This is a genomic window from Delftia sp. UME58 (genome assembly GCF_014170385.1).
GTDB lineage: Bacteria > Pseudomonadota > Gammaproteobacteria > Burkholderiales > Burkholderiaceae_C > Comamonas > Comamonas acidovorans.
This window is the reverse complement of record NZ_LZZV01000088.1, coordinates 150,205-171,013: the sequence shown is the minus strand read 5'-3', so window position 1 is coordinate 171,013 and position 20,809 is coordinate 150,205. Positions and strand designations below refer to the sequence as shown.

The 20,809-nt window shown below is 66.0% G+C and carries 17 protein-coding genes; 9 read left to right on the top strand and 8 right to left on the bottom strand.

Annotated features, from left to right (window positions below; genetic code table 11):
• Positions 1-295 precede the first annotated feature (295 nt).
• Positions 296-2,128, top strand: coding sequence for a methyl-accepting chemotaxis protein (locus A9976_RS22155; RefSeq protein WP_183020791.1), 1,833 nt, complete (start codon positions 296-298; stop codon positions 2,126-2,128).
• 42 nt (positions 2,129-2,170) lie between these two features.
• Here the strand turns inward: A9976_RS22155 and A9976_RS22150 are convergent, their stop codons facing one another.
• The gene (locus A9976_RS22150; RefSeq protein WP_380108133.1) at positions 2,171-2,989 is read right to left on the bottom strand and encodes an IclR family transcriptional regulator; all 819 of its coding nucleotides are present in this window, start codon (positions 2,987-2,989) and stop codon (positions 2,171-2,173) included.
• Between the two features lie 149 nt (positions 2,990-3,138).
• Between A9976_RS22150 and A9976_RS22145 the strand changes: the two genes are divergently transcribed.
• From A9976_RS22145 to A9976_RS22120, 6 genes are all read left to right on the top strand, one after another.
• The gene (locus A9976_RS22145) at positions 3,139-4,104 is read left to right on the top strand and encodes an MBL fold metallo-hydrolase (protein ID WP_013800328.1); all 966 of its coding nucleotides are present in this window, start codon (positions 3,139-3,141) and stop codon (positions 4,102-4,104) included.
• A 132-nt stretch (positions 4,105-4,236) separates the two neighbouring features.
• A complete protein-coding gene (locus A9976_RS22140) occupies positions 4,237-5,913 on the top strand; it encodes an FAD-dependent oxidoreductase (protein WP_183020789.1) in 1,677 nt (558 codons plus the stop codon).
• Positions 5,914-6,058: 145 nt separating this feature from the next.
• Positions 6,059-6,325, top strand: a complete 267-nt coding sequence (locus tag A9976_RS22135) for a DUF2783 domain-containing protein (RefSeq protein ID WP_013800326.1) — start codon at positions 6,059-6,061, stop codon at positions 6,323-6,325.
• A gap of 104 nt (positions 6,326-6,429) precedes the next feature.
• Positions 6,430-7,401: a tripartite tricarboxylate transporter substrate binding protein gene (locus A9976_RS22130; RefSeq protein ID WP_183020788.1), complete on the top strand. Its 972-nt coding sequence runs from the start codon at positions 6,430-6,432 to the stop codon at positions 7,399-7,401.
• 1,034 nt (positions 7,402-8,435) lie between these two features.
• Entirely contained in the window at positions 8,436-9,524 is a 1,089-nt protein-coding gene (locus A9976_RS22125; RefSeq protein WP_183020787.1) for a hypothetical protein, read from the top strand.
• A 41-nt stretch (positions 9,525-9,565) separates the two neighbouring features.
• Positions 9,566-10,456, top strand: a complete 891-nt coding sequence (locus A9976_RS22120) for a hypothetical protein (RefSeq protein WP_259649270.1) — start codon at positions 9,566-9,568, stop codon at positions 10,454-10,456.
• Between the two features lie 100 nt (positions 10,457-10,556).
• On the opposite strand, the gene A9976_RS22115 is transcribed toward A9976_RS22120, so the two are convergent.
• The 6 genes from A9976_RS22115 to paaK form a co-directional block, all read right to left on the bottom strand.
• Positions 10,557-11,303: an ABC transporter ATP-binding protein gene (locus A9976_RS22115; RefSeq protein WP_099751709.1), complete on the bottom strand. Its 747-nt coding sequence runs from the start codon at positions 11,301-11,303 to the stop codon at positions 10,557-10,559.
• Positions 11,300-13,192, bottom strand: a complete 1,893-nt coding sequence (locus tag A9976_RS22110; protein WP_063327652.1) for an ABC transporter permease subunit — start codon at positions 13,190-13,192, stop codon at positions 11,300-11,302. Before A9976_RS22110 ends, A9976_RS22115 begins: the two co-directional genes overlap by 4 nt.
• Positions 13,189-14,217 (bottom strand): branched-chain amino acid ABC transporter permease, encoded by a 1,029-nt coding sequence (locus A9976_RS22105; protein ID WP_012202505.1) that lies wholly within the window; start codon positions 14,215-14,217, stop codon positions 13,189-13,191. The genes A9976_RS22110 and A9976_RS22105 overlap by 4 nt, the downstream gene beginning before the upstream one ends.
• 83 nt (positions 14,218-14,300) lie before the next feature.
• A complete protein-coding gene (locus A9976_RS22100) occupies positions 14,301-15,452 on the bottom strand; it encodes an ABC transporter substrate-binding protein (RefSeq protein ID WP_183020786.1) in 1,152 nt (383 codons plus the stop codon).
• 35 nt (positions 15,453-15,487) lie between these two features.
• Complete coding sequence (locus tag A9976_RS22095; RefSeq protein ID WP_183020785.1) at positions 15,488-16,147, bottom strand: TetR/AcrR family transcriptional regulator; 660 nt, start codon at positions 16,145-16,147, stop codon at positions 15,488-15,490.
• Positions 16,148-16,164: 17 nt separating this feature from the next.
• On the bottom strand, positions 16,165-17,472 hold the full coding sequence (gene paaK, locus A9976_RS22090) for a phenylacetate--CoA ligase PaaK (protein WP_183020784.1): 1,308 nt from the start codon (positions 17,470-17,472) through the stop codon (positions 16,165-16,167).
• Between the two features lie 148 nt (positions 17,473-17,620).
• Between paaK and paaN the strand changes: the two genes are divergently transcribed.
• Positions 17,621-19,279, top strand: coding sequence for a phenylacetic acid degradation protein PaaN (paaN, locus tag A9976_RS22085; protein WP_183020783.1), 1,659 nt, complete (start codon positions 17,621-17,623; stop codon positions 19,277-19,279).
• 15 nt (positions 19,280-19,294) lie between these two features.
• Here the strand turns inward: paaN and A9976_RS22080 are convergent, their stop codons facing one another.
• Positions 19,295-19,930 (bottom strand): TetR/AcrR family transcriptional regulator, encoded by a 636-nt coding sequence (locus A9976_RS22080; RefSeq protein ID WP_034389704.1) that lies wholly within the window; start codon positions 19,928-19,930, stop codon positions 19,295-19,297.
• Between the two features lie 191 nt (positions 19,931-20,121).
• On the opposite strand from A9976_RS22080, the gene A9976_RS22075 reads away from it, so the two are divergent.
• Entirely contained in the window at positions 20,122-20,805 is a 684-nt protein-coding gene (locus A9976_RS22075) for a response regulator transcription factor (RefSeq protein WP_183020782.1), read from the top strand.
• Positions 20,806-20,809: the final 4 nt, after the last annotated feature.

Genomic DNA, 20,809 nt, shown 5'->3' with positions numbered 1-20,809 from the left:
CTCGTCATGTTGGACGCAGTCGGTGGCCTGCCTGTGCCACTCGGTTTGCCTGCGTGCCGCCATTGTGGAAAGCCGCCATGAAAGTCCCGCGACGGTTGCGTTACAGCAACATGTCACACCGCACTGCAATGGTGCACTGCAGCAAATGCCTCTATGACAGGTGTTGCGCGCAAGTTGGTGCACGCCACCCCAGGGTTGGCATGTCGTCAAAAATGAAACAAATTGTGCGTTAATGACAGGGCCGCATGCCCGGCCATCGCGGCTTGCGGAGTCCTCAGTCTTCCCTTGCCGCGCCATGCTCCAGACCCTTCGCTCCAAGATCCTTGCCATCAGCACAGCCACCGTGGTCGGCGCCCTTGCCATCACGGGGGCTGCCACGTACCACATCGTTCGCGGCAGTACGTTCCAGACCATCGAACAGGATCTGGACGCCATCACCGCAGGCAACACCATGGCCATCGACCAGTGGGTGGCCGCCAAGGCACGCGCCGTCAGTGCCGCCGCCGCCGTGATCGAGCATGGCGACCCGCAGGGCTTTGCCGCCCACATGGGCCAGGCCAGCGGCTTCCCCATCACCACGGTGGGCTGGCAGGACAAGACCTTCAAGTCCACCACCAGCACCCCGCCGGACTACGACCCCACGGCCCGCCCCTGGTACAAGAGCGCCGTGCAGGCCGGCAAGCTGACGCTGACCAAGCCCTATGGCGACTCCACCACGGGCGTGCCCTATGTGGCCTTCGTGGCTCCCATGCTGCGCGGCGGCGCGTTGCAGGGCGTGATCAGCGGCGCCGTGCCGCTGGAGGGCGTGCGCGAGGTGGTCTCGGCCATCCGCCCCACGCCCGGCAGCCTGGGCTTCGTGGTCAGCCGTGACGGCCAGGTGCTGGCGCATGCCGATGCCAAGCTGCTGCTCAAGCCCACCTCCGACATCTCCGAGCTGCTGACGCCGGCCGCGTTGACCGCGCTGGCCAGCGCCACGGCGCCCCTGGAAGTGAGCCTGGGCGGCAGCGCCAAGCTGCTCAAGGCCCGCCCGGTGCAGGGCACGGACTGGCTGCTGGTGGTGGCGCTGGACAAGGCCGAGGCCACGACCGGCCTGCAAAGCGTGCTCAAGACGCTGGCCATTGCCATCGTGCTGCTGGCCTGCCTGGCAACCGCCGTGGCGGCGGCGCTGACGGCACAGTCCTTCCGGCGCCTGTCTCAGGTGCGCGACGCCATGGACAAGATCGGCTCAGGCGGCGGCGACCTGACGCAGCGCCTGCCGGTGTCGGGCAATGACGAAGTGGCGCAGATCGCCTCGTCCTTCAACGGCTTCGTCGAGCAGATCGGCACCGTGCTCAAGGATGTGCGCAACGGCGTGGAGTCCATGAAGACCGCCACCGACGAGATCAAGCTGGGCAATCTGGACCTGTCCAACCGCACCGAGTCCTCGGCCAGCAGCCTGCAGCAGACCTCGGCCTCGCTGTCGCAGCTGACGGCCAATGTGCGCCAGTCGGCCGAGGCGGCCGCCATGGCCACGCGCCTGGCCCAGTCGGCCAGCAGCTCGGCCACCAAGGGCGGCGACGTGGTGGGCAGCGCCGTGAGCACCATGGACGACATCTCCAAGGCCTCGTCCAAGATCGGCGAGATCATCGGCGTCATCGACGCCATCGCCTTCCAGACCAACATCCTGGCGCTCAATGCCGCCGTCGAGGCAGCCCGCGCCGGTGAGCAGGGCCGGGGCTTTGCCGTGGTGGCGGCAGAAGTGCGCAGCCTGGCGCACCGCAGCGCGGCGGCCGCCAAGGAGATCAAGACCCTGATCGACGCCTCGGGCGCCAGCGTGGCCATGGGCACGGAGCGCGTGCGCGCCGCCGGCCAGACCATGGGCGAGATCGTGGACGGCATCCAGCGCGTCTCCCAGATCATTGTCGAGATCAACGGCGCCATGACCGAGCAGAGCGTGGGCATCGGCCAGATCAACCAGGCCGTGGCCGACATGGACCGCGCCACGCAGCAGAACGCCGCGCTGGTGGAGGAGTCCACCGCCGCATCATCCGTGCTCAACGAGCAGGCCCACCATCTGTCGCGCACGGTGGCCGGCTTCACGCTGGAAGGGCGTGCGCCTGCCCGGGATCAGCTGCTGCTCACGCACTGAGCCTTAACCAAGCGCCACTGAACCCCACCGGGGGCCGTGCGCTCAGGCCTGGGCCGGCGCTCCCAGGCGCTGGGACAGGCTGCGCGCCTGGGCCTGCAGCAGCCGGGCCGGCCGGCCTTGCAGGTCCAGGTCCAGCGTGGCCGAAGGGCCGATGGCAGCAATGGCCAGCACCAGCTGGCCAAAGCCGTCGAACACCGGCACGGCCAGCGCGCTCACGCCTGACAGCAGCTGGTTCTCGACCCGGCTCAGGCGGCTGGCACGGATGGCGGCCAGCTCCTGCGCGAAGGCCGGCTCCTCCAGGCTGTGGCCTTCCGCGTCCAGCAGCGGCGCAATGCGCCCGGGCTCGCCGAAGGCCGCAAAGATCTTGCCCGTGGCCGTATGGCGCAGCGATGCGGGCGTGCCGTGGCGCATGGCCACGTAGACATGGGTGGGCCCCTCTTCCACGCGGATGATGGTCGGCCCCTGGCCGCTCCACATGGCAATCGACACCGTGCTGCCCACCTCCTGCGCCAGCGCGGGCAGCTCGGCAATCGCCAGGCGCACGGGATCGGCCTGCTGCAGGCTGATCAGCCCCATCTGTATGGCCAGCGGCCCCAGGCCGTAGTGGCCGCTGGCGCGGTCCTGCTCCATCAGGCCCAGCTTGCAAAAGCTCACCAGGTAGGGGTGGGCCTTGGCCGCCGTCATGCCGGCCTCGCGCGCCAGATCCTTCAGCGCCATGCGCCGGCCTGTGCGCGCCAGCGCCTTGAGCAACTGGCCGCCGACCTCCACGCTCTGGATGCCGCGCGGGCCGCGCGTGGGCTCGTCATCGGCGCTGTCGGAGGGGAAGACGGGGTCGTTCGGGGAGGAGGCGGCATCGGACATGGCAGGCATTGTGAAGGCTGGAACCCGGAGTTTGTGGCCCCGAGGGTTTTTCACTATGTCAAATGAATTGTTCAATGTTGAATTTTTCCCTAGCATTCAGGCATTCGATAAAAACAAATGCATTTGTCCATCTCAAAAGCAGGATGCCCATGACCACCAAGACCTTTGCCTCCGCCGCCGACCTCGAAATCAAGCAGGTCAGCTTCGACAAGCTCTCCGAGCACGCCTACGCCTACACGGCCGAAGGCGACCCCAACACCGGCATCATCATTGGCGACGACGCCGTGATGGTGATCGACACCCAGGCCACGCCCGTCATGGCCCAGGACGTGATCCGCCGCATCCGCGAGGTCACCGACAAGCCCATCAAGTACGTGACGCTGTCGCACTACCACGCGGTGCGCGTGCTGGGCGCCTCGGCCTTCTTCGCGGAAGGCGCCGAACACATCATTGCCAGCCAGGACACCTACGACCTGATCGTGGAACGCGGCGAGCAGGACAAGGCCAGCGAGATCGGCCGCTTCCCGCGCCTGTTCCAGAACGTGGAAAGCGTGCCCGACGGCATGACCTGGCCCACCCTCACCTTCACCGGCAAGATGACGCTGTGGCTGGGCAAGCTCGAGGTGCAGATCCTGCAGCTGGGCCGAGGCCACACCAAGGGCGACACCGTGGTCTGGCTGCCCCAGGACAAGGTGCTGTTCAGCGGCGACCTGGTGGAGTTCGGCGCCACGCCCTATGCGGGCGACGCCTACTTCCAGGACTGGCCGCACACGCTGGACGCCATTGCCGCCCTGCAGCCCGAAAAGCTGGTGCCCGGCCGCGGCGCCGCGCTGCAGACGCCGGCCGAGGTGCAGGCCGGCCTGGCCGGCACGCGCGACTTCATCAGCGACCTGTGGACCGAGGTCAAGGCCGGCGCCGACGCCCAGCAGGACCTGCGCAAGGTCTACGAGGCCGCCTTCGCCAAGCTGCAGCCCAAGTACGGCCAGTGGGTGATCTTCAACCACTGCATGCCCTTCGACGTGACCCGCGCCTATGACGAGGCATCGGGCCACGCCGACCCGCGCATCTGGACCGCCGAGCGCGACCGCCAGATGTGGCTGGCGCTCGAAGGCTGATGCACGGCGGCGTCCGGGCCTGAGCACCGGCACGCCCGCCCATCGCACCCGTCCGTGAACCGGCGCCCTGGCGCGCCGGCGGGGATGGCTGCGCCCTTTTTTCCACACTGCCCACGCCAGAGGACGAACACCATGTCCCCCCCCGCCATCTCCCTGCAAGCGCTGCGCGGCAGCGGCGCAGACATACAGTCCATCCACATTCCCTACGAGCGCCATGCCGACCAGGACGCCGGTGCGGACACGCCCGCCCGGCATCCCGTGGTCATCGTCGGCGCCGGCCCCGTGGGCCTGTCGCTGGCCATCGACCTGGCCCAGCGCGGCCAGCGCGTGGTGCTGCTGGACAACGACTGCCGGCTGTCCACGGGCTCGCGCGCCATCTGCTTTTCCAAGCGCACGCTGGAGATCTGGGACCGCCTGGGCGTGGGCCAGGCCATGGTGGACAAGGGCGTGTCCTGGAACCTGGGCAAGGTCTTCTTCAAGGACCAGCCGCTGTACCGCTTCGACCTGCTGCCCGAGGACGGCCATGAGCGCCCGGCCTTCATCAACCTGCAGCAGTACTACGCCGAGGCCTACCTGGTCGAGCGCGCACTGCAGCTGCCGCTGATCGACCTGCGCTGGCACAGCAAGGTCACGGCGCTGCAGCCGCAGGCCGAGGGTGCGCTGCTGACCGTGGAGACGCCAGACGGCAGCTACCGCATCGATGCGCAATGGGTCCTGGCCTGCGATGGCTCTCGCTCGCCGCTGCGCGGCCTGCTGGGCCAGGAAAGCCATGGCCGCATCTTCCGCGACCGCTTCCTGATCGCCGACGTGAAGATGCATGCCGAATTCCCCACCGAGCGCTGGTTCTGGTTCGACCCGCCCTTCCACCCGGGCCAGAGCGTGCTGCTGCACCGCCAGCCCGACGATGTCTGGCGCATCGACTTCCAGCTGGGCTGGGACGCCGATCCCGAGGAAGAGAAAAAGCCCGAGAACATCGTGCCGCGCATCCGCGCCCTGCTGGGCAAGGACGCGCCCTTCGAGCTGGAATGGGCTAGCGTCTACACCTTCGCCTGCCTGCGCATGGACCGCTTCGTCCATGGCCGCGTGGTCTTCGCGGGCGACAGCGCCCACGGCGTCTCGCCGTTTGGCGCACGCGGCGCCAACAGCGGCGTGCAGGATGCCGAGAACCTGGCCTGGAAGCTGGACCGCGTGCTGCGTGGCCAGGCCGATGCCTCGCTGATCGCCACCTACGGCGCCGAGCGCGAATACGCGGCCGACGAGAACATCCGCAACTCCACGCGCGCCACCGACTTCATCACGCCCAAGAGCGAGATCAGCCGCCTGTTCCGCGACGCCGTGCTGGACCTGGCGCGCGACCATGAATTCGCGCGCCGCATCGTCAACAGCGGGCGGCTGTCCGTGCCGGCCACGCTGCATGGCTCCGCGCTCAACACGCCCGACACCGACACCTTCGACGGAACGCAGCTGCCCGGCGCCGTGCTGGCCGATGCGCCCATGCGCCGGCCCGGCGCAGACGGCACGGCCTGGCTGCTGCGCGCACTGGGACCGGACTTCACGCTGCTGCACTTCGGCCCCACGCCCGCCTGGGCACAGGCGCTGCCCGGCGTGCTCAACCTGTCCATCGCGGCCGAGGGCGAGGCCCATGCGCACAGTGCCGACCTCATCGATGCGCGCGGCCTGGCGGCCCAACGCCTGGATGCGCGCCCCGGCACCAGCTACCTGCTTCGGCCTGACCAGCATGTCTGCGCGCGCTGGCGCCGCCCCGACGAGGCCGGCGTGCGCGCCGCTCTCCAAAGAGCCTCCCCCTGAGTCGATTCGCGCCTTCCCCCGTTGCACGGCGCCCTCTCTCGCTACGCGGGAGGGGGACGACAGCCTCGCTGCGGGGCGGCCCTTGCTCGCTGTCCCTGGTGGAGGCCCCACCAAAGGATTCCCCCATTTTTGTCAGGAGACCGCCATGCTGCTGTCCACCCACCCCAACCTGCAGGCCTGCGACGATTTCTACGAAGCCCTGATCGCCACCCACCAGGGGCTCGATACCGCGCAAAGCCATGCCCTCAATGCCCGCCTCGTGCTGCTGCTGGCCAACCACATCGGCCACCAGGGCACCTTGCTGCATGCGCTCGAACTGGCCCGCGCCAGCGCAGGACTTGCCCCTGCCGGCGCGGACCCGGCCGAGCGCGGCGCCGTGACGCCGGTCGCCCCGGTGCACGCGGCCGCCTGAAGCCGCGCGCCGCCGCCCGTGCGGCGGCCTGCCATCCCCACAAAGGCGCCCGCCTCACACCTTGGACATCTCACAAGGGCGCCGCATACAACATGGAGACAAGGATGCAACGCAAGCAGTTTCTGGCCGCACTGGCCTGCTCGGGCCTGGCCCTGGCCGCAGGGCCTGCCGCCCTGGCACAGGACAAGCCCCTGGAATGGGTCGTGGGCTATGCGGCCGGCGGCGGCTCGGACGTGGTCGCCCGCGTCATCGCCGAAGCCATGGGCCGCAACATGGAGCGGGTCATCGTCATCAACAACAAGCCCGGCGCGGGCACCAACATCGCGGCCGAGTACAGCGCCCGTTCGCGCGACTACGGCAACCTCATGTTCACGGCCGACTTCGCCACGCTGGCGGCCAACCCCTTCCTGTTCAGCAAGCTCAACTACAACGCCGAGCGCGACTTCAAGCCCGTGGGCATGCTGGTGCGCTTTCCCATGCTGCTGGTGGTCAACAACGAGGTGCCCGCCACCAACCTCGCCGAATTCCTGGCCTGGGCCAAACAGCAAAAGACCGGCGTGAGCTGGGGCTCGGCCGGACTGGGCAGCCCCCACCACCTGGTGGGCGAACTGTTCCGCGAACAGGCGGGCATCAGCAACATGACCCATGTGCCCTACCGCGGGGCGGCCCCTGCCGTGCAGGACGTGGTCGGCGGCCAGATCCCTGCCATGTGGGCCGACAGCGCCACCATCATTCCCTTCCTGAGCGAGAAAAAGCTCAAGGCCATTGGCGTGGCCAGCCCCGCCCGCGTGGACGTTCTGCCCCAGGTCGCCACGCTGCAGGAGCAGGGTCTGAAAGGTTTCGAGGGCTATGCCTGGCAGGGCATCGTCGTGCCCACGGGCAGCTCGGCCGACGTGGTCAAGAAGTTCAGCCAGTCGCTGCAGCAGGCCCTGGCCGACACCCGCACCAAGGCACGCCTGGCCGCCATGGGCGTGGAGCCCATGCCCGGCAGCGCCGAGCAGATGGGCCAGTTCGTGCGCGCCGAGCGCAGCAAGTGGGGTCGCGTGATCGCGGCGAACAATATCAAGCTGGATTGAGTGAGCCCTCGCCGCCCCGAGCGGCGATGACTCCATGAAAGTGCCCGACCTCAGCAGGCCCTTGCGCCGGTGGTCGGCACTTCCAGCAAATCCAGGGGACAGATGCCGCCTTGCAGGAATTCCCGTTTGCCCCAGGCAAGACTTCCACAGTAGCGAAGCCCCGTTCAGCAAATCCACCACACCTCCCAAACGGCCTTACCTGGCAAGCCTTTGCCTTTCCAAGCTTGCTGGCGCAGGACCGCCTGGCCGTAGCAAGCATCGGCGAGGGCGGCTGTGAAGGTTTGACCAGATCCGCACCTGATTCCCAAGCCTTCGGATCACCACCGCGTGGTGTTCATGGACACAGGCAGCGGTCCTCTATCTAGATCTCAGGTCGAATGGCGTCGCCAGTGCGCCTTTGGGAACTGCAATCTGTCTCTGTCTTTCCATGGATTGACAGATGTGCTTAGGGTTCAACCGATGGACCATTTCCAAATTAGACAGCCGAGCGCATACACCAGCGTGTGGCATTGACGACTTGCACAACTCGTCCTCTCGCTAAGGCTCCGCAAATCCGTCCGCATCAGATAACGGGCGACAACCCTCCTTTTTCACGCAGCACTCTGTCAACCAGGGCTTGCATGTCCCTACCTGTGGCCGTGCTCTTTCCAAAGCAGCACTCATAAGCCACTCGAGGATTTATCCGAGTAAATTCGGCGAAATATCAGAAGATTCTTATACGCCGCGGCCTCATTTTCAGATTCAACCCTATTCCCTACATTCCCAAAAAAATTTCTAATACGCCTTACCCAGAAAATAGCAGAGAAAAATGAGAATTCTCTTCTTAATTTAAATTCTGCGTTTTCTTAAAATTGTCAATTATTGACCAAAAGATCAGCAGCCACATAAAAATCCCAGACCAAATACTGCTTCATCAAACATAGAAGCTTATATCTTGCAGTCTTCCTTTAATTAATTCCATAGCAAACCACGATTACAAAACAAAAGCGCAAGAAAAATTCTATTACCTCACATCATTAACACAGGAGGTCAAGGTGAAGAAATTCCATATTATTTTTACGATTGCGCTATTATTTTTACTACCAAAAACAGCATTCTGCAAAGGGTGGTTAGACGTTAGCACTACATACAATAGATATATCGGATGGGCTTGCCAACCGGGATCGGCCGACCCCGTAGGCATCCATATCTATGCTGATGGTCACTATATTGGTGGCGGCAACGCAGCCATCGTCCGCGAATTTGCCGTTCAATACGCCTGCAACAGCATTACCTCACGTCATGGTTTCGATATTTCCATCGATGTTCCCGCCATTCTACTGGACGGCACCATTCGCGATGTGACTGTATACGCGATATATGCCAACAACCGGAGTGAAAGGTTGAACAACACACCAGCAAAACTTAAATTCTTCGCCTTACCTGGAAAAGAAAAACCCACTGTGATTGGTGATGTAGTCGGCAGAGACTTGGGTAGTCAGGAAGTGGGGCCATTGGGGCATATCGGCATTTGGGATGGTCGCAACGTACTTGAAGCCATCGGGTACGGCGACGCCAATGACACCATCAAGGAGACCCCTTGGTCATCGTTTTCCAGCAAGCCCAACCTCTGGAAAACAATTTCCCCGGTGTGGCAAGGAGATTTCAGGCAGCGTTTTTGCGACGAGTCGGTTTGTTGGCATAGACAAAATGACAATGGTGTGTTGTATTTATTAGGCAACCAAACCCGCACCACCTGGCTCCAGGAAATGGCTGCAAGATCCGCATATGTCAAATACAAAATAGGTGCATCCTACACATTGAGTGCTTATTTCACGCCAGCTCGACAAGGATTAAGTTACTGGACCAAGAGCTTTTGCAGCCCGTTCGCGAGTCAATGCCAAATGACGAAGGTAGAAAGAAAACCGATACGAGGGTTTTACCGCTGCGATGGCCTTGTTCTGGATGCCTGGACCAGTACTGCCATTCGAGGTGGCACCCCTTTGCTGGGTCAGGAAATCTACGCAGCTTCGCATCAAAGCGTGGTGGATAGTTGGAACCGACAAATGAGCTATCAAATCGCGTGGAACAGAATCATTACTCCAGCAAATGTGCATGCAAACCTTCAACAAAGAAATTGGTAGATATGTCTTCAAAAAATAATATAATCATATTATTGGCAGTCTTGATCACCACTGCCTCGGCAATAGGCTTATATGTCTATCTGAATACCAACTCATCGGAGCCCATCAATCCGCAGACGGGTTCGCTGGCAAGCGAACACAGGTCGCCATCTTCAATGCCTCCTGCCAGCGCTCAAAATCGATCCGAGCGCATCAGCAGCACGCGTACGAGCGGTTCACAAACAGAACGCTCCGGAAATATGGCACCGTCGTCAACGGCGCAAGGAACTGCCTCGGTCAGCATGGAGGAGCTTCTCGAGAAAAAGAAAAAAGCAGTTTTCAGCTACTCCAGGGAGGGAAACTTCCCTGACACTCGTGTTCGGCTGAAAAATTCCTTCGACGAAAAAATCCTGACCACAAACGAGTATTACGGCGAATTGGCCCATATGCTTTCAATCTCGGTGGATGCCCCTGCGAGTATCACCAAGGAAGTTCTGGAATCAGGAAATAAATATGGCCGTGATGTACTGCTGGGCAATCTAGGCAGCAATCTTGACCTACCCAACAGCATCTCCGCATCCGAGAGGAATGCCATTTTCGATATGGTAAATGGCGCCAAGCCGGAATTGAGCGGTGGCATCCATGAACTGGGATTTTCAGATGTCTTCAGATATGAGGATTGGCTGAAATCCCTCAAGACGTATGCTCCTGACGAAGCGAGTTTTCATAAAACGCTTGAAAATCTTATTCAAACAAGGATGGCTGATCCCAGGGAAATGCTGGCGCTGCAGTCCGCGTTTAGGGACGAAAAATTCTTGAACCACATAGACCCAATCGCCCGCGAAAGATACTTGTTTTATATTTCGGGATACATCAAAGACTATCCAGGCAACAGCGTCGCCCAAAGCATCAACAAGGCAAAGCAGGACTATCTTGATGACATGAAGCGCTGATGCTGGCGGTGGATTGACTTGGATGACTTGGCGGCCTGCCTGTATGTCACGACCACAACCACAGTCACCAGAACCAGACAACAGCGCTCACTCCACTCACTTATGCGGCCACCGCCTCCGCACTGCGCCCCATCCCCAGATAGGTATCGATGATGCGCCGGTCATGCAGCAGCTCCCTGGCCGCGCCGCTGAGGGCCACGGCGCCCATTTCCAGCACATAGGCACGGTCGGCCACCTTGAGGGCGGCGCGCGCGTTCTGCTCGACCAGCAGCACCGAGACGCCGTGGTCGCGCAGGCCGGCCACGACCTGCAGCACCTCGCGCACGATCAGCGGCGCCAGGCCCAGCGAGGGCTCGTCCAGCAGCAGCAGGCGCGGGCGTGCCATCAGTGCGCGGCCGATGGCCAGCATCTGGCGCTCGCCGCCCGACAGGGTGGAGGCCATCTGCGGGCGCCGCTCCCTCAGGCGCGGGAAGATGGCAAAGACCTCGTCCATGCGCTGCGCCTGGTCGCGCAGGCCCCGGCGCCAGCGCGAGAAGCCGCCCAGCAGCAGGTTGTCCTCCACCGACATCTCGCCGAACAGCTCGCGCTTTTCGGGCACCAGGGCCACGCCGTTGGCCACCATGACCTCGACGCCGGGGCGTGCGATGCGCTTGCCGTCCAGATGGATCTCGCCGCGCGAGGGCAGCAGGCCCATGGCGGCCGACAGCAGCGTGGTCTTGCCCGCGCCGTTGGGGCCGATGACGGTGACGATCTCGCCGCTGCGCACATCCAGATCCACCTGGTGCACGGCCTCCACGGGACCGTAGGACACGCTCAGGCCCTTGAGCTGCAAAAGGGTGTCGCTCATGCCGTCTCTCCGGTTGCCTCGTCGTCATCGCCGCCGCCCAGGTAGGCATCCAGCACGCGCTGGTTGACCTGGATCTGGGCCGGCGTGCCTTCGGCGATCACGGTGCCGAACTCCAGCACCGTGATGCGGTCCGCAAGATTCATGACGAACTCCATGTCGTGCTCCACGACGAGAATGCCCAGCCCCTCGGCGCGCAGCTGGCGCAGCAGGTCGGCCAGGGCCTGTTTTTCCAGGTGGCGCAGGCCGGCGGCCGGCTCGTCCAGCAGCAGGGCCGCGGGCTGGCCGGCCAGGGCGCGCGCGATCTCCACGATGCGCTGCTGGCCCAGGGCCAGCGAGGCGGCCGGCACGTCGGCGAAGGCGCCCAGGCCGCAGCGCTCGATCTGGCGGCGCGCCTCGGCCAGCACCGAGGCCTCCTCGGCCCGGTCCAGGCGCAGCATGGAGGCCAGCCAGCCCCGGTGCGCACGCCGGTGCGCGCCTACGGCCACGTTCTCCAGCACGCTGCGCTGGCCCAGCAGGCGCACATGCTGGAAGGTGCGGCCCAGGCCCAGGGCGGCGAAGCGGCGCGAGGGCGCATCGTTCATGGCCTGGTCCATGAAGCGCACCTGGCCTTCGGTAGGCGAGTCCACGCCCGAGATCATGTTGAAGAAGGTGCTCTTGCCCGCGCCGTTGGGGCCGATCAGCGCATGCACCTCGCCGGCCTTGAGCGTCATGGCCACATCGTTGTTGGCCACCAGGCCGCCAAAGCGCTTGGTCACATGCTCGGCCGCCAGCAGCACCTGGCCCGCCGCAGGCAGCGCGCGCTGCGCCAGCGGCGCCGCGTCCGCCAGCTTCAGATCGGACACGGGCCGGCGCACCCAGCGTGCCGTGAGCGCCTGCAGCGTGGGCCACAGGCCTTCTGCAAAGCGCTGCAGCACCAGCACCATCAGCAGGCCGAAGACGATGACCTCGAAGTTGCCGCTGGTGCCCAGCAGGGCCGGCAATATGTCCTGCAGCTTTTGCTTGACCAGGGTGATCAGCGTGGCGCCCAGCACCGCGCCCCACAGGTGGCCGGCGCCGCCGACCACGGCCATGAACAGGTACTCGATGCCCACGTTCAGGTTGAAGGGCGCCGGGCTCACGAAGCGCTGCATGTGGGCGTAGAGCCAGCCCGACAGCGTGGCCAGCAGGGCCGCCAGCACGAAGAGCTTGACGCGGTAGTGCGCCGTGTCGATGCCCATGGACTCGGCCATTACGCGGCCGCCGCGCAGCGCGCGGATGGCCCGGCCCTCGCGCGAGTCCAGCAGGTTGTGCAGCAGCCACAGCGCCACCAGCAGCACGGCCCAGATCACCACGCCCATGGCGCGCGGCGAGGCCAGCGAGACGCCGCCGATCACCAGCGGCGCAATGCCCGTGATGCCGGTCTGCCCGCCCAGGAATTCCATGTTGCCGAACAGGTAGTACAGGCTCAGTCCCCAGGCGATGGTGCACAGCGGCAGGTAGTGGCCCTGCAGCTTGACCGTGACTGCGCCCAGCAGCCAGGCCACGACGAAGGTGATGAGCAGGCCCAGCGCCAGGCCCACCCAGGGCAGGCCCGCCGCGCCCACCAGGCCGCCCAGCGCGGCCACCGAGGCAGGCGCCGTGCAGACCCAGGCCGTGGCATAGGCGCCGATGCCCACGAAGGCCGCCTGGCCGAACGAGGTCATGCCGCCCACGCCGGTCAGCATCACCAGGCCTGCGGCCACCATGGCGAACAGGCCGATATAGCTGAGGATGACGACGGTGAAATCGGGCAGAAAGCCCCAGGACGCGGCCAGCAGCGCAATGGCCGCCACGGTGAGCACGCGCGTGCTGATGCCGCCCGAGGCGGCCTTTGCAGGCGCCGCGGCCTGCGAGGAAACGGGGGCGCTCATTCTTCTTCCTCCACATGGTGGCTATTGCGCGATCGCCACCACAGCACCGGGATGATCAGCGTGAACACCAGCACCTCCTTGTAGGCACTGGCCCAGAACGACGAGAAGGCCTCCAGCAGCCCGACCAGCAGCGCGCCGGCCAGGGCCAGCGGGTAGCTGGCCAGCCCGCCCACGATGGCGGCCACGAAGCCCTTGAGGCCGATCAGAAAGCCGGTGTCGTAGTACACCGTGGTCAGCGGCGCGATCAGCAGGCCCGAGATGGCGCCGATCAGCGCGGCCAGCGCAAAGCTCACGTCGCCGGCCATGGCCGTGGGAATGCCCATGAGGCGTGCGCCCACGCGGTTGATGGCCGTGGCGCGCAGCGCCTTGCCGATCATGGAGCGCTCGAAGAACACGAACAGCAGGGCCACCAGCACCAGGGTCACGCCCACCACCACCAGGGACTGGCCCGAGATCGTGATGTCGCCCAGGCGCAGCTGCGCCTCGGAAAACGCGGGGGTGCGCGAGCCTTCGGCACCGAAGAACAGCAGCCCCAGGCCGACCAGCACGCCATGCATGGCCACCGAGACGATGAGCAGCATCAGCACCGAGGCATGGGCCAGCGGCCGGTAGGCCAGGCGGTAAAGCAGCGGCCCCATGGGCGTGATCAGCACCAGGGTGGCCAGCGCCTGCAGCATCAGCGAGGACGGGCGCAGCCCCCAGGCCAGGGCCACGGCAATGGCCGGCAGCGCCAGGCACCACAGGAAGGTGGCGGGCCAGCTCACCTGGCTGCCCGCGCGCCAGCGCAGCAGGTCCACCACCAGCACGGCGGCGGCCAGGGCCAGCAGCAGCCACAGCGTGGTGGGCACGCGGCCGGCCTGCATCATGGCCAGGGTGAGCGCGCCGAAGGCGACGAACTCGCCCTGCGGAATGAAGATGATGCGGGTGACCGAGAACACCAGCACCAGGGCCAGCGCCATCAGGCCGTAGACGGCGCCGTTGACGATGCCGTCCTGCCCCAGCAGCAGGGCGATTTGCAGATCCATGATCGACTTTCGAGCAGGCGCGGCCGAGCGCCACAGCGGCCGCCGCCAGGTGCGGCAGCCGCTGCGGCCTCAGGCCCGCAGGTTCAGGGCTGGTACTTCCAGGTGCCGTTCTCGATCTTGACCATGACGGCCGCGCGCTGGTCCAGGCCCAGGTGGTCGGTGGGCGTCATGTTGAAGATGCCGTGGGCGCCGGCCACGTCCTTGGTCTGCTCCAGCGCATCGCGCAGGGCCGCGCGGAACTCCGCCGTGCCGGGCTGGGCCTTCTTGAGCGCGGCGGGAATCGCGGCTTCCAGCACGCGGCCCGCATCCCAGGAATGCGCACCAAAGGTCGATGCCGTGCCCTTGCCGTTGGCGGCCTCGTAGGCTTCCACGTAGGAGACGGCGGACTTCTTGACCGGGTTGCTGTCGGGCAGCTGGTGGGCCACCAGCACGGGGCCGGCGGGCAGCAGCGTGCCTTCCACATCCTTGCCGCCCACGCGCAGGAAGTCGGCATTGGCCACGCCGTGGGTCTGGTAGATCTTGCCCTGGTAGCCGCGCTCCTTGAGCGATTTCTGCGGCAGCGCGGCCGGCGTGCCCGAGCCTGCGATCAGCACCGCATCGGGCTTGGCGGACATGAGCTTGAGCGTCTGGCCCGTGACCGAGGTGTCGCTGCGCGAATAGGCCTCGGTGGCGGTGAGCTTGATGCCCTTGGCCTCGGCCACCTTGCGGAACTCCTGCAGCCAGCTTTCGCCATAGGCGTCGTTGAAGCCGATGTAGCCCACGGTCTTGATGCCGGCCTTGGCCATGTGCTCGCCGATGGCGGCGGCCATCATGGCGTCGTGCTGGGGCGTCTTGAAGACCCAGAATTTCTTGGCATCCACGGGCTCGACGATCTTGGCCGAGGCCGCCAGCGTGATCATGGGCGTCTTGGCCTCGGAGACCACGTCCACCATGGCCAGGGAGTTGGGCGTGATGCTGGAGCCCAGGATGACATCGACCTTGCTCTCGCTGATCAGCTTGCGCGTGTTGGCCACGGCCGCCGTGGTGTCGGAGGCATCGTCCAGGATGATGTAGTTGACCTTCTGGCCCGCCACCGTGCGCGGCATCAGCGCCACGGTGTTCTTCTCGGGAATGCCCAGGGAGGCCGCCGGTCCGGTGGCCGAGACCACCACGCCCACATTGATGTCGGCCAGGGCCGAGCCCCAGACCGTGGCCAGGGTCGCGGCCAGCAGGCCCAGTTTCGTCAAACGCTTCATGTCTGTCTCCTTGTGTTGGATGGGGCGTGGCACCTTCAGGCGCCACAATTTACCGTGGTAACTATTTTTTTGCCAGCGGTTTGATGCCCGGGTTTGCCTGGGGTCTGCACAGCCGGCAGGCCTGCCAGGAACAGGTCGGCCACCACGGGCGCCATGGCCTCGTGGTCCAGCGAGCCGTCGGGCCGCAGCCAGGTGAACATCCAGTTCATCATCCCGAACAGCAGCATCGCCAGCGCCTTGGAAAGGCCCGCGCCATCGGCGTCCGGCCGCAGCTGGGCCACCGCCTGGGCAAAGGTCTCGACCACGGCGCGCTCCTTGTCCAGCACGCGCTGGCGGTCCTCGTCCTGCAGGAAGCGCACGTCCTCGGTGAGCACGCGGTGGGCATGGCGGGCATGGGCGTATTCCTGCACGAAGCGCTCGATCAGCATGCGCAGCCGCGGCTCGGGCGGCAGGTCCATGGACTGCACCTCGTCCACCAGGGACTGCAGTCGCGTCATGTGGCCGTCGGTGATGTCCACCAGCAGCGCGTACTTGTCGCGGAAATAGTGGTAGATGGTGGGCTTGGACAGGCCGCAGGCCTGGGCCACCTCGTTCATCGAAGTGCCGGGGTAGCCGCTGCGCGCGAACAGCGCGGCGGCATGGCCCAGGATCAGTTCGCGCTGGTCGTCGTATCCGGAAGATCGGCCTCGGGCCATGGGACTCCTGTGCGCGCTCAGCGGCTGCGGTGGTCGATCACACGGCGGGCCTTGCCCACCAGGGTGCGCTCTATGGAATCGGGCCGCAGCACCTCGACCTCGGCGTTCACGCCGACCAGGGTCTTGATGCGCTGCTGCACCCACTGGGCCAAAGCGCCGGTGTCGCCCTGCGTACCCGGCTGCATCTCGCAGCGCACGGCCAGCCGGTCCAGGTTGCCGTCGCGCGTGACCACCAGCTGGTACTGGCCCGACAGCTGGGCGTTCTGCAGCACGATCTCCTCGACCTGCGTGGGAAACAGGTTCACGCCGCGGATGATGAGCATGTCGTCGCTGCGACCCACGATCTTGCCCATGCGCCGGAAGCTGCGCGAAGTCGGCGCCAGCAGCCGCGTCAAATCCCGCGTGCGGTAACGAATGATGGGCATGGCTTCCTTGGACAGCGACGTGAAGACCAGCTCGCCCTCGCTGCCGTCGGGCAGCACCTCGCCCGTGTCCGGGTCGATGATCTCCGGGTAGAAATGGTCCTCCCAGATCACCGGCCCGTCCTTGCTCTCCACGCATTCGCTGGCCACGCCCGGGCCCATGACCTCCGACAGGCCGTAGATGTCCACGGCATCCAGCCCCGCCTTGCCCTCGATCTCGCGGCGCATGGCCTCGGTCCAGGGCTCGGCGCCGAAGATGCCGATCTTCAAGGAGCTTGCGCGCGGGTCCATCCCCTGGCGCTGCATCTCCTCCACGATCACCTGCATGTAGCTGGGCGTGACCATGATGATGTCGGGCCGGAAGTCCTGGATCAGCTGCACCTGCTTTTCGGTCTGCCCGCCCGACATGGGCACCACCGTGCAGCCCGCGCGCTCGGCTCCGTAGTGCGCGCCCAGCCCGCCCGTGAACAGGCCGTAGCCGTAGGCCACATGCACCATGTCGCCGGGCCGCCCGCCCGCCGCGCGGATGGAGCGCGCCACCAGGTTCGCCCAGTTGTCGATGTCATTCAACGTGTAGCCCACGACCGTGGGCTTGCCCGTGGTGCCCGAGGAGGCATGCACGCGCGCCACCTTCTGGCGCGGCACGGCAAACATGCCGAACGGGTAGTTCTCGCGCAGGTCCTTCTTGGTGGTGAAGGGAAAGCGGGCCAGGTCGGACAGCGTGCGCAGGTCCGACGGATGCACGCCCTTCTCGTCGAAGGCGCGGCGGTAGTGGGGCACGTTGTCGTAGGCATGCTGCAGCGACCAGCGCAGGCGCTGCAGCTGCAGCGAGGCGATCTCGTCGCGGCTGGCGGTTTCGAGGGGATCGAGGTCGCCGGGGGCGGGGCGCAGGTCTTTGTTCATCGGGGTTCTGGCGTCGTGAGGCAAGGGGTTCAGAATAATTGACCGACCGGACGGTAGGATTATAAGATGCAGCTTTCTTGAGCAACAAGGCTTGTTGTCCGGTACTAACCCTGATAGCGACGCCACATTCCAACCCAGGAGACATCCCATGCCCGCCCACGCCCTCTACGAACGCCACCGCCCCCTGCTGGACGACGCCCTGCAGGCCCTGTCCCGCCGGGGCCACTGGTCGCCCTTCCCCGAGGCGCCCTCGCCCAAGGTGTATGGCGAGACCGCCCAGGCCCAGGGCCACGCCGCCGTGCAGGCGCTGTTCGGCAAGGACTATCCGCTGCGCCAGCCCGGCGAAACCGCCCGCGTGGCCACCGAGCAATCGCCCTATGGCGTGGCCCTGGACATCCGCTACCCCGGGTGCGATGCCCAGGCGCTGGTGGATGCCGCCCAGGCGGCCGAGCCCGCATGGCAGGCGCTGGGACCCCAGGGCCGCACCGGCGTGCTGCTGGAGGCGCTGACGCGCATCCACCAGCGCAGCTTCGAGATCGCGCATGCCGTGATGCTGACCACGGGCCAGGGCGCGATGATGGCCTTCCAGGCCGGCGGCCCCCATGCCCAGGACCGCGCCCTGGAAGCCATTGCCGTGGCCTGGAAGGCCATGGCCGACGTGCCTGCCGAGGCCGTCTGGGAAAAGCCCCAGGGCAAGCATGCGCCCGCCGTGCTGCACAAACGCTTCGAGATCGTGGGGCGTGGCGTGGCCCTGGTCATCGGCTGCGCCACCTTCCCGACCTGGAACACCTACCCGGGCCTGTTCGCCGCGCTGGCCACGGGCAACCCCGTGATCGTCAAGCCCCACCCCAACGCCGTGCTGCCGGCCGCGCTCACCGTGAGCGTGCTGCGCGATGTGCTGACCGAGCAGGGCCTGGACCCCAACCTCGTGACCCTGGCCGTGAGCGACAAGCCCGAATTGACCCAGGCCCTGGCCACGCACGCGGCCGTGGCCTCCATCGACTTCACCGGCGGCAATGCCTTCGGCCATTGGCTGCAGGCGCATGCGCCGCAGGCACGCCTGTATGCCGAGATGGCCGGCGTGAACCTGGTGGTGATCGAGTCCACCGATGCCTACGCAGGCATGCTGCGCAATCTGGCCCTGTCACTGTCGCTGTACAGCGGCCAGATGTGCACCACCACGCAGAACCTGCTGATTCCGGCCGGCGGCATAGAGACTGACCAGGGCCACAAGAGCTTCGAGCAGGTCGGCGCCGATCTGGCCGCCGCCATCGACCAGTTGCTGGCCGATCCCAAGGTGGCCTTCACCGTGCTGGGCGCCATAGGCTCTGCGCAGACCGTGGAGCGCGTGGAACAGGCCGCCACCGTGGGCCGCGCCGTGCGCGCCTCGCAAAAGCTCACCCATCCAGAGCACCCGCAGGCCGAGGTGCGCACGCCCGCGCTGCGCGCGCTGGACGTGGCGGACGCCGCCATCTACGAGCGCGAATGCTTCGGCCCCGTCTCCTACCTGGTGGCCGTGCCCTCGGCCCAGGGCGCGCGCGAGCTGGCCGAGCGCAGCGTGCGTGCGCATGGCGCGATGACGCTGGGCGTGTATTCCACGAATGCGGCCTTCGTCGATGCCATGGCGGCCTCGGCGCTGCGCTCGCGCGTGGCCCTGTCCATCAACCTCACGCAGGGCGTGATGGTCAACCAGTCGGCAGGCTTCTCGGACTTCCACGCCACGGGCGGCAATCCCGCGGCCAATGCCAGCTACACCACGCTGGCCTTCGTGGCTGACCGCTTCGTGGTCGTGCAGCGCAGGTGGTGAGGGGCCGGGCCGAGCCTAGGCCTGGCGGGCCTTGCGCGGCTTCTTGCCGTCCGGCACGCTGACCGCGCGCACGCCGCCGAAGAACAGCTGGGACACCATGGTGCCTATGGCGTCATGGTCCAGCGTGCCGCCCGGCTTGAGCCAGGTGAAGGTCCAGTTGATCATGCCGAACAGCAGCATGGCCAGGGGCTTGCCCAGGGCGCTGTCGGCGGGCTCGCCGCGCACCTGGGCAATGGTCTGCGCAAAGGCGGCGACCACGCGGCGCTCCACGTCCAGGATGCGCTGCTGGTCTTCCTCGCGCAGGAAGCGCACGTCCTCGGTCAGCACGCGGTGGGCATTCTGGGCCTGGGCGTACTCCTGGCCGAAGCCGCGGATCAGCGCATGCAGGCGCTGCTCGGGATCGGCATGGGCCTGCAGGGTGTCGTTGACCAGGGCTTCGAGGCGCAGCACATGCTCTTCGGCAATGCGCACGGCCAGGTCGTGCTTGTCGATCACATAGTGGTAGAGCGTGGCCTTGGAGACGCCGCAGGCCGCAGCCACCTCGTTCATGGAGGTGCCCGCATAGCCGCGCTGCGCGAACAGCTGGGCGGCGTGGGAGAGGATCATTTCACGCTGGCCATCGTAGCCAGCAGGGTCACGTACGCGTGCCATGCGGCGGCGTCCTTTCGGTAGGTGTCGTTGCCAGAGTCCGCCCGTGCGGCCCGGGCCGGAATTATGGACGGCGCAGCGGCACGCGCCCCCGCGATTACCAGTTTTCAGGGATATGCAAAGATGCGGGCTTCGCCCACAGTCGGGCGGCCATCCTGCCCCTTTTTACGCCCGCCGCTGCGCACGCCTTTTCCATGCCCGCCCACCTGCTTGTCCCAGAGTCCACGCTTCCGGCCCCGGTGCTGGTGGTGGAGGACGAGCCGCTGATCCGCCAGCGGCTGCAGTCCGTGCTGGGCCAGCTGGGCTACACGCCCGATGCCCTGCTGTTCGCCGGCTCCCTGGCCCAGGCCCGCGCCTGCCTGGCCGAGCCCGTGGCCCTGGCCCTGGTGGACCTGGGCCTGCCCGACGGCAGCGGCATCGACCTGATCGCCGAGATGCGCAGCGCAGACCCGGCCGTGGGCATCCTGGTGATCTCGGCCTGGAGCACGGAGGATGCCATCCTCTCGGCGCTGCGCGCGGGCGCCACCGGCTATGTGCTCAAGGAACGCGACGACCTGGAAGTCTCGCTGTCCATCCGCAGCGTGCTGCGCGGCGGTGCGCCCATCGACCCCTTCATCGCGCGCCGCGTGATCGCCGAGCTGCAGGGCGCGGCACCCGCCACGCCGGAGAGCACCGGCACCGAGTCCACGCTGAGCGCGCGCGAAAGCCAGATCCTGCGCCTGGTGGCCGATGGCCTGACCAACCGCGAGATCGCCGAGCAGCTGCACCTGTCGCGCTACACGGTGGAATGCCACATCAAGCACATCTACCGCAAGCTGGCCGTGTCCTCGCGCACGCGCGCCGTCAACACGGCACGCGTGCGCGGATTGCTGGGCTGACGGC

What these genes read in the sequence shown, in the direction of transcription:
- A9976_RS22135 (WP_013800326.1), top strand. Translation starts at nt 6,059, where the DNA reads ATGCTGCTGTCCACCCACCCCAACCTGCAGGCCTGCGACGATTTCTAC.
- A9976_RS22130 (WP_183020788.1), top strand. Translation starts at nt 6,430, where the DNA reads ATGCAACGCAAGCAGTTTCTGGCCGCACTGGCCTGCTCGGGCCTGGCC.
- A9976_RS22110 (WP_063327652.1), bottom strand. Translation starts at nt 13,192, where the DNA reads ATGAGCGCCCCCGTTTCCTCGCAGGCCGCGGCGCCTGCAAAGGCCGCC.
- A9976_RS22095 (WP_183020785.1), bottom strand. Translation starts at nt 16,147, where the DNA reads ATGGCCCGAGGCCGATCTTCCGGATACGACGACCAGCGCGAACTGATC.
- paaK (WP_183020784.1), bottom strand. Translation starts at nt 17,472, where the DNA reads ATGAACAAAGACCTGCGCCCCGCCCCCGGCGACCTCGATCCCCTCGAA.
- paaN (WP_183020783.1), top strand. Translation starts at nt 17,621, where the DNA reads ATGCCCGCCCACGCCCTCTACGAACGCCACCGCCCCCTGCTGGACGAC.
- A9976_RS22140 (WP_183020789.1), top strand. Translation starts at nt 4,237, where the DNA reads ATGTCCCCCCCCGCCATCTCCCTGCAAGCGCTGCGCGGCAGCGGCGCA.
- A9976_RS22115 (WP_099751709.1), bottom strand. Translation starts at nt 11,303, where the DNA reads ATGAGCGACACCCTTTTGCAGCTCAAGGGCCTGAGCGTGTCCTACGGT.
- A9976_RS22155 (WP_183020791.1), top strand. Translation starts at nt 296, where the DNA reads ATGCTCCAGACCCTTCGCTCCAAGATCCTTGCCATCAGCACAGCCACC.
- A9976_RS22105 (WP_012202505.1), bottom strand. Translation starts at nt 14,217, where the DNA reads ATGGATCTGCAAATCGCCCTGCTGCTGGGGCAGGACGGCATCGTCAAC.
- A9976_RS22145 (WP_013800328.1), top strand. Translation starts at nt 3,139, where the DNA reads ATGACCACCAAGACCTTTGCCTCCGCCGCCGACCTCGAAATCAAGCAG.
- A9976_RS22100 (WP_183020786.1), bottom strand. Translation starts at nt 15,452, where the DNA reads ATGAAGCGTTTGACGAAACTGGGCCTGCTGGCCGCGACCCTGGCCACG.
- A9976_RS22080 (WP_034389704.1), bottom strand. Translation starts at nt 19,930, where the DNA reads ATGGCACGCGTACGTGACCCTGCTGGCTACGATGGCCAGCGTGAAATG.
- A9976_RS22150 (WP_380108133.1), bottom strand. Translation starts at nt 2,989, where the DNA reads ATGTCCGATGCCGCCTCCTCCCCGAACGACCCCGTCTTCCCCTCCGAC.
- A9976_RS22075 (WP_183020782.1), top strand. Translation starts at nt 20,122, where the DNA reads ATGCCCGCCCACCTGCTTGTCCCAGAGTCCACGCTTCCGGCCCCGGTG.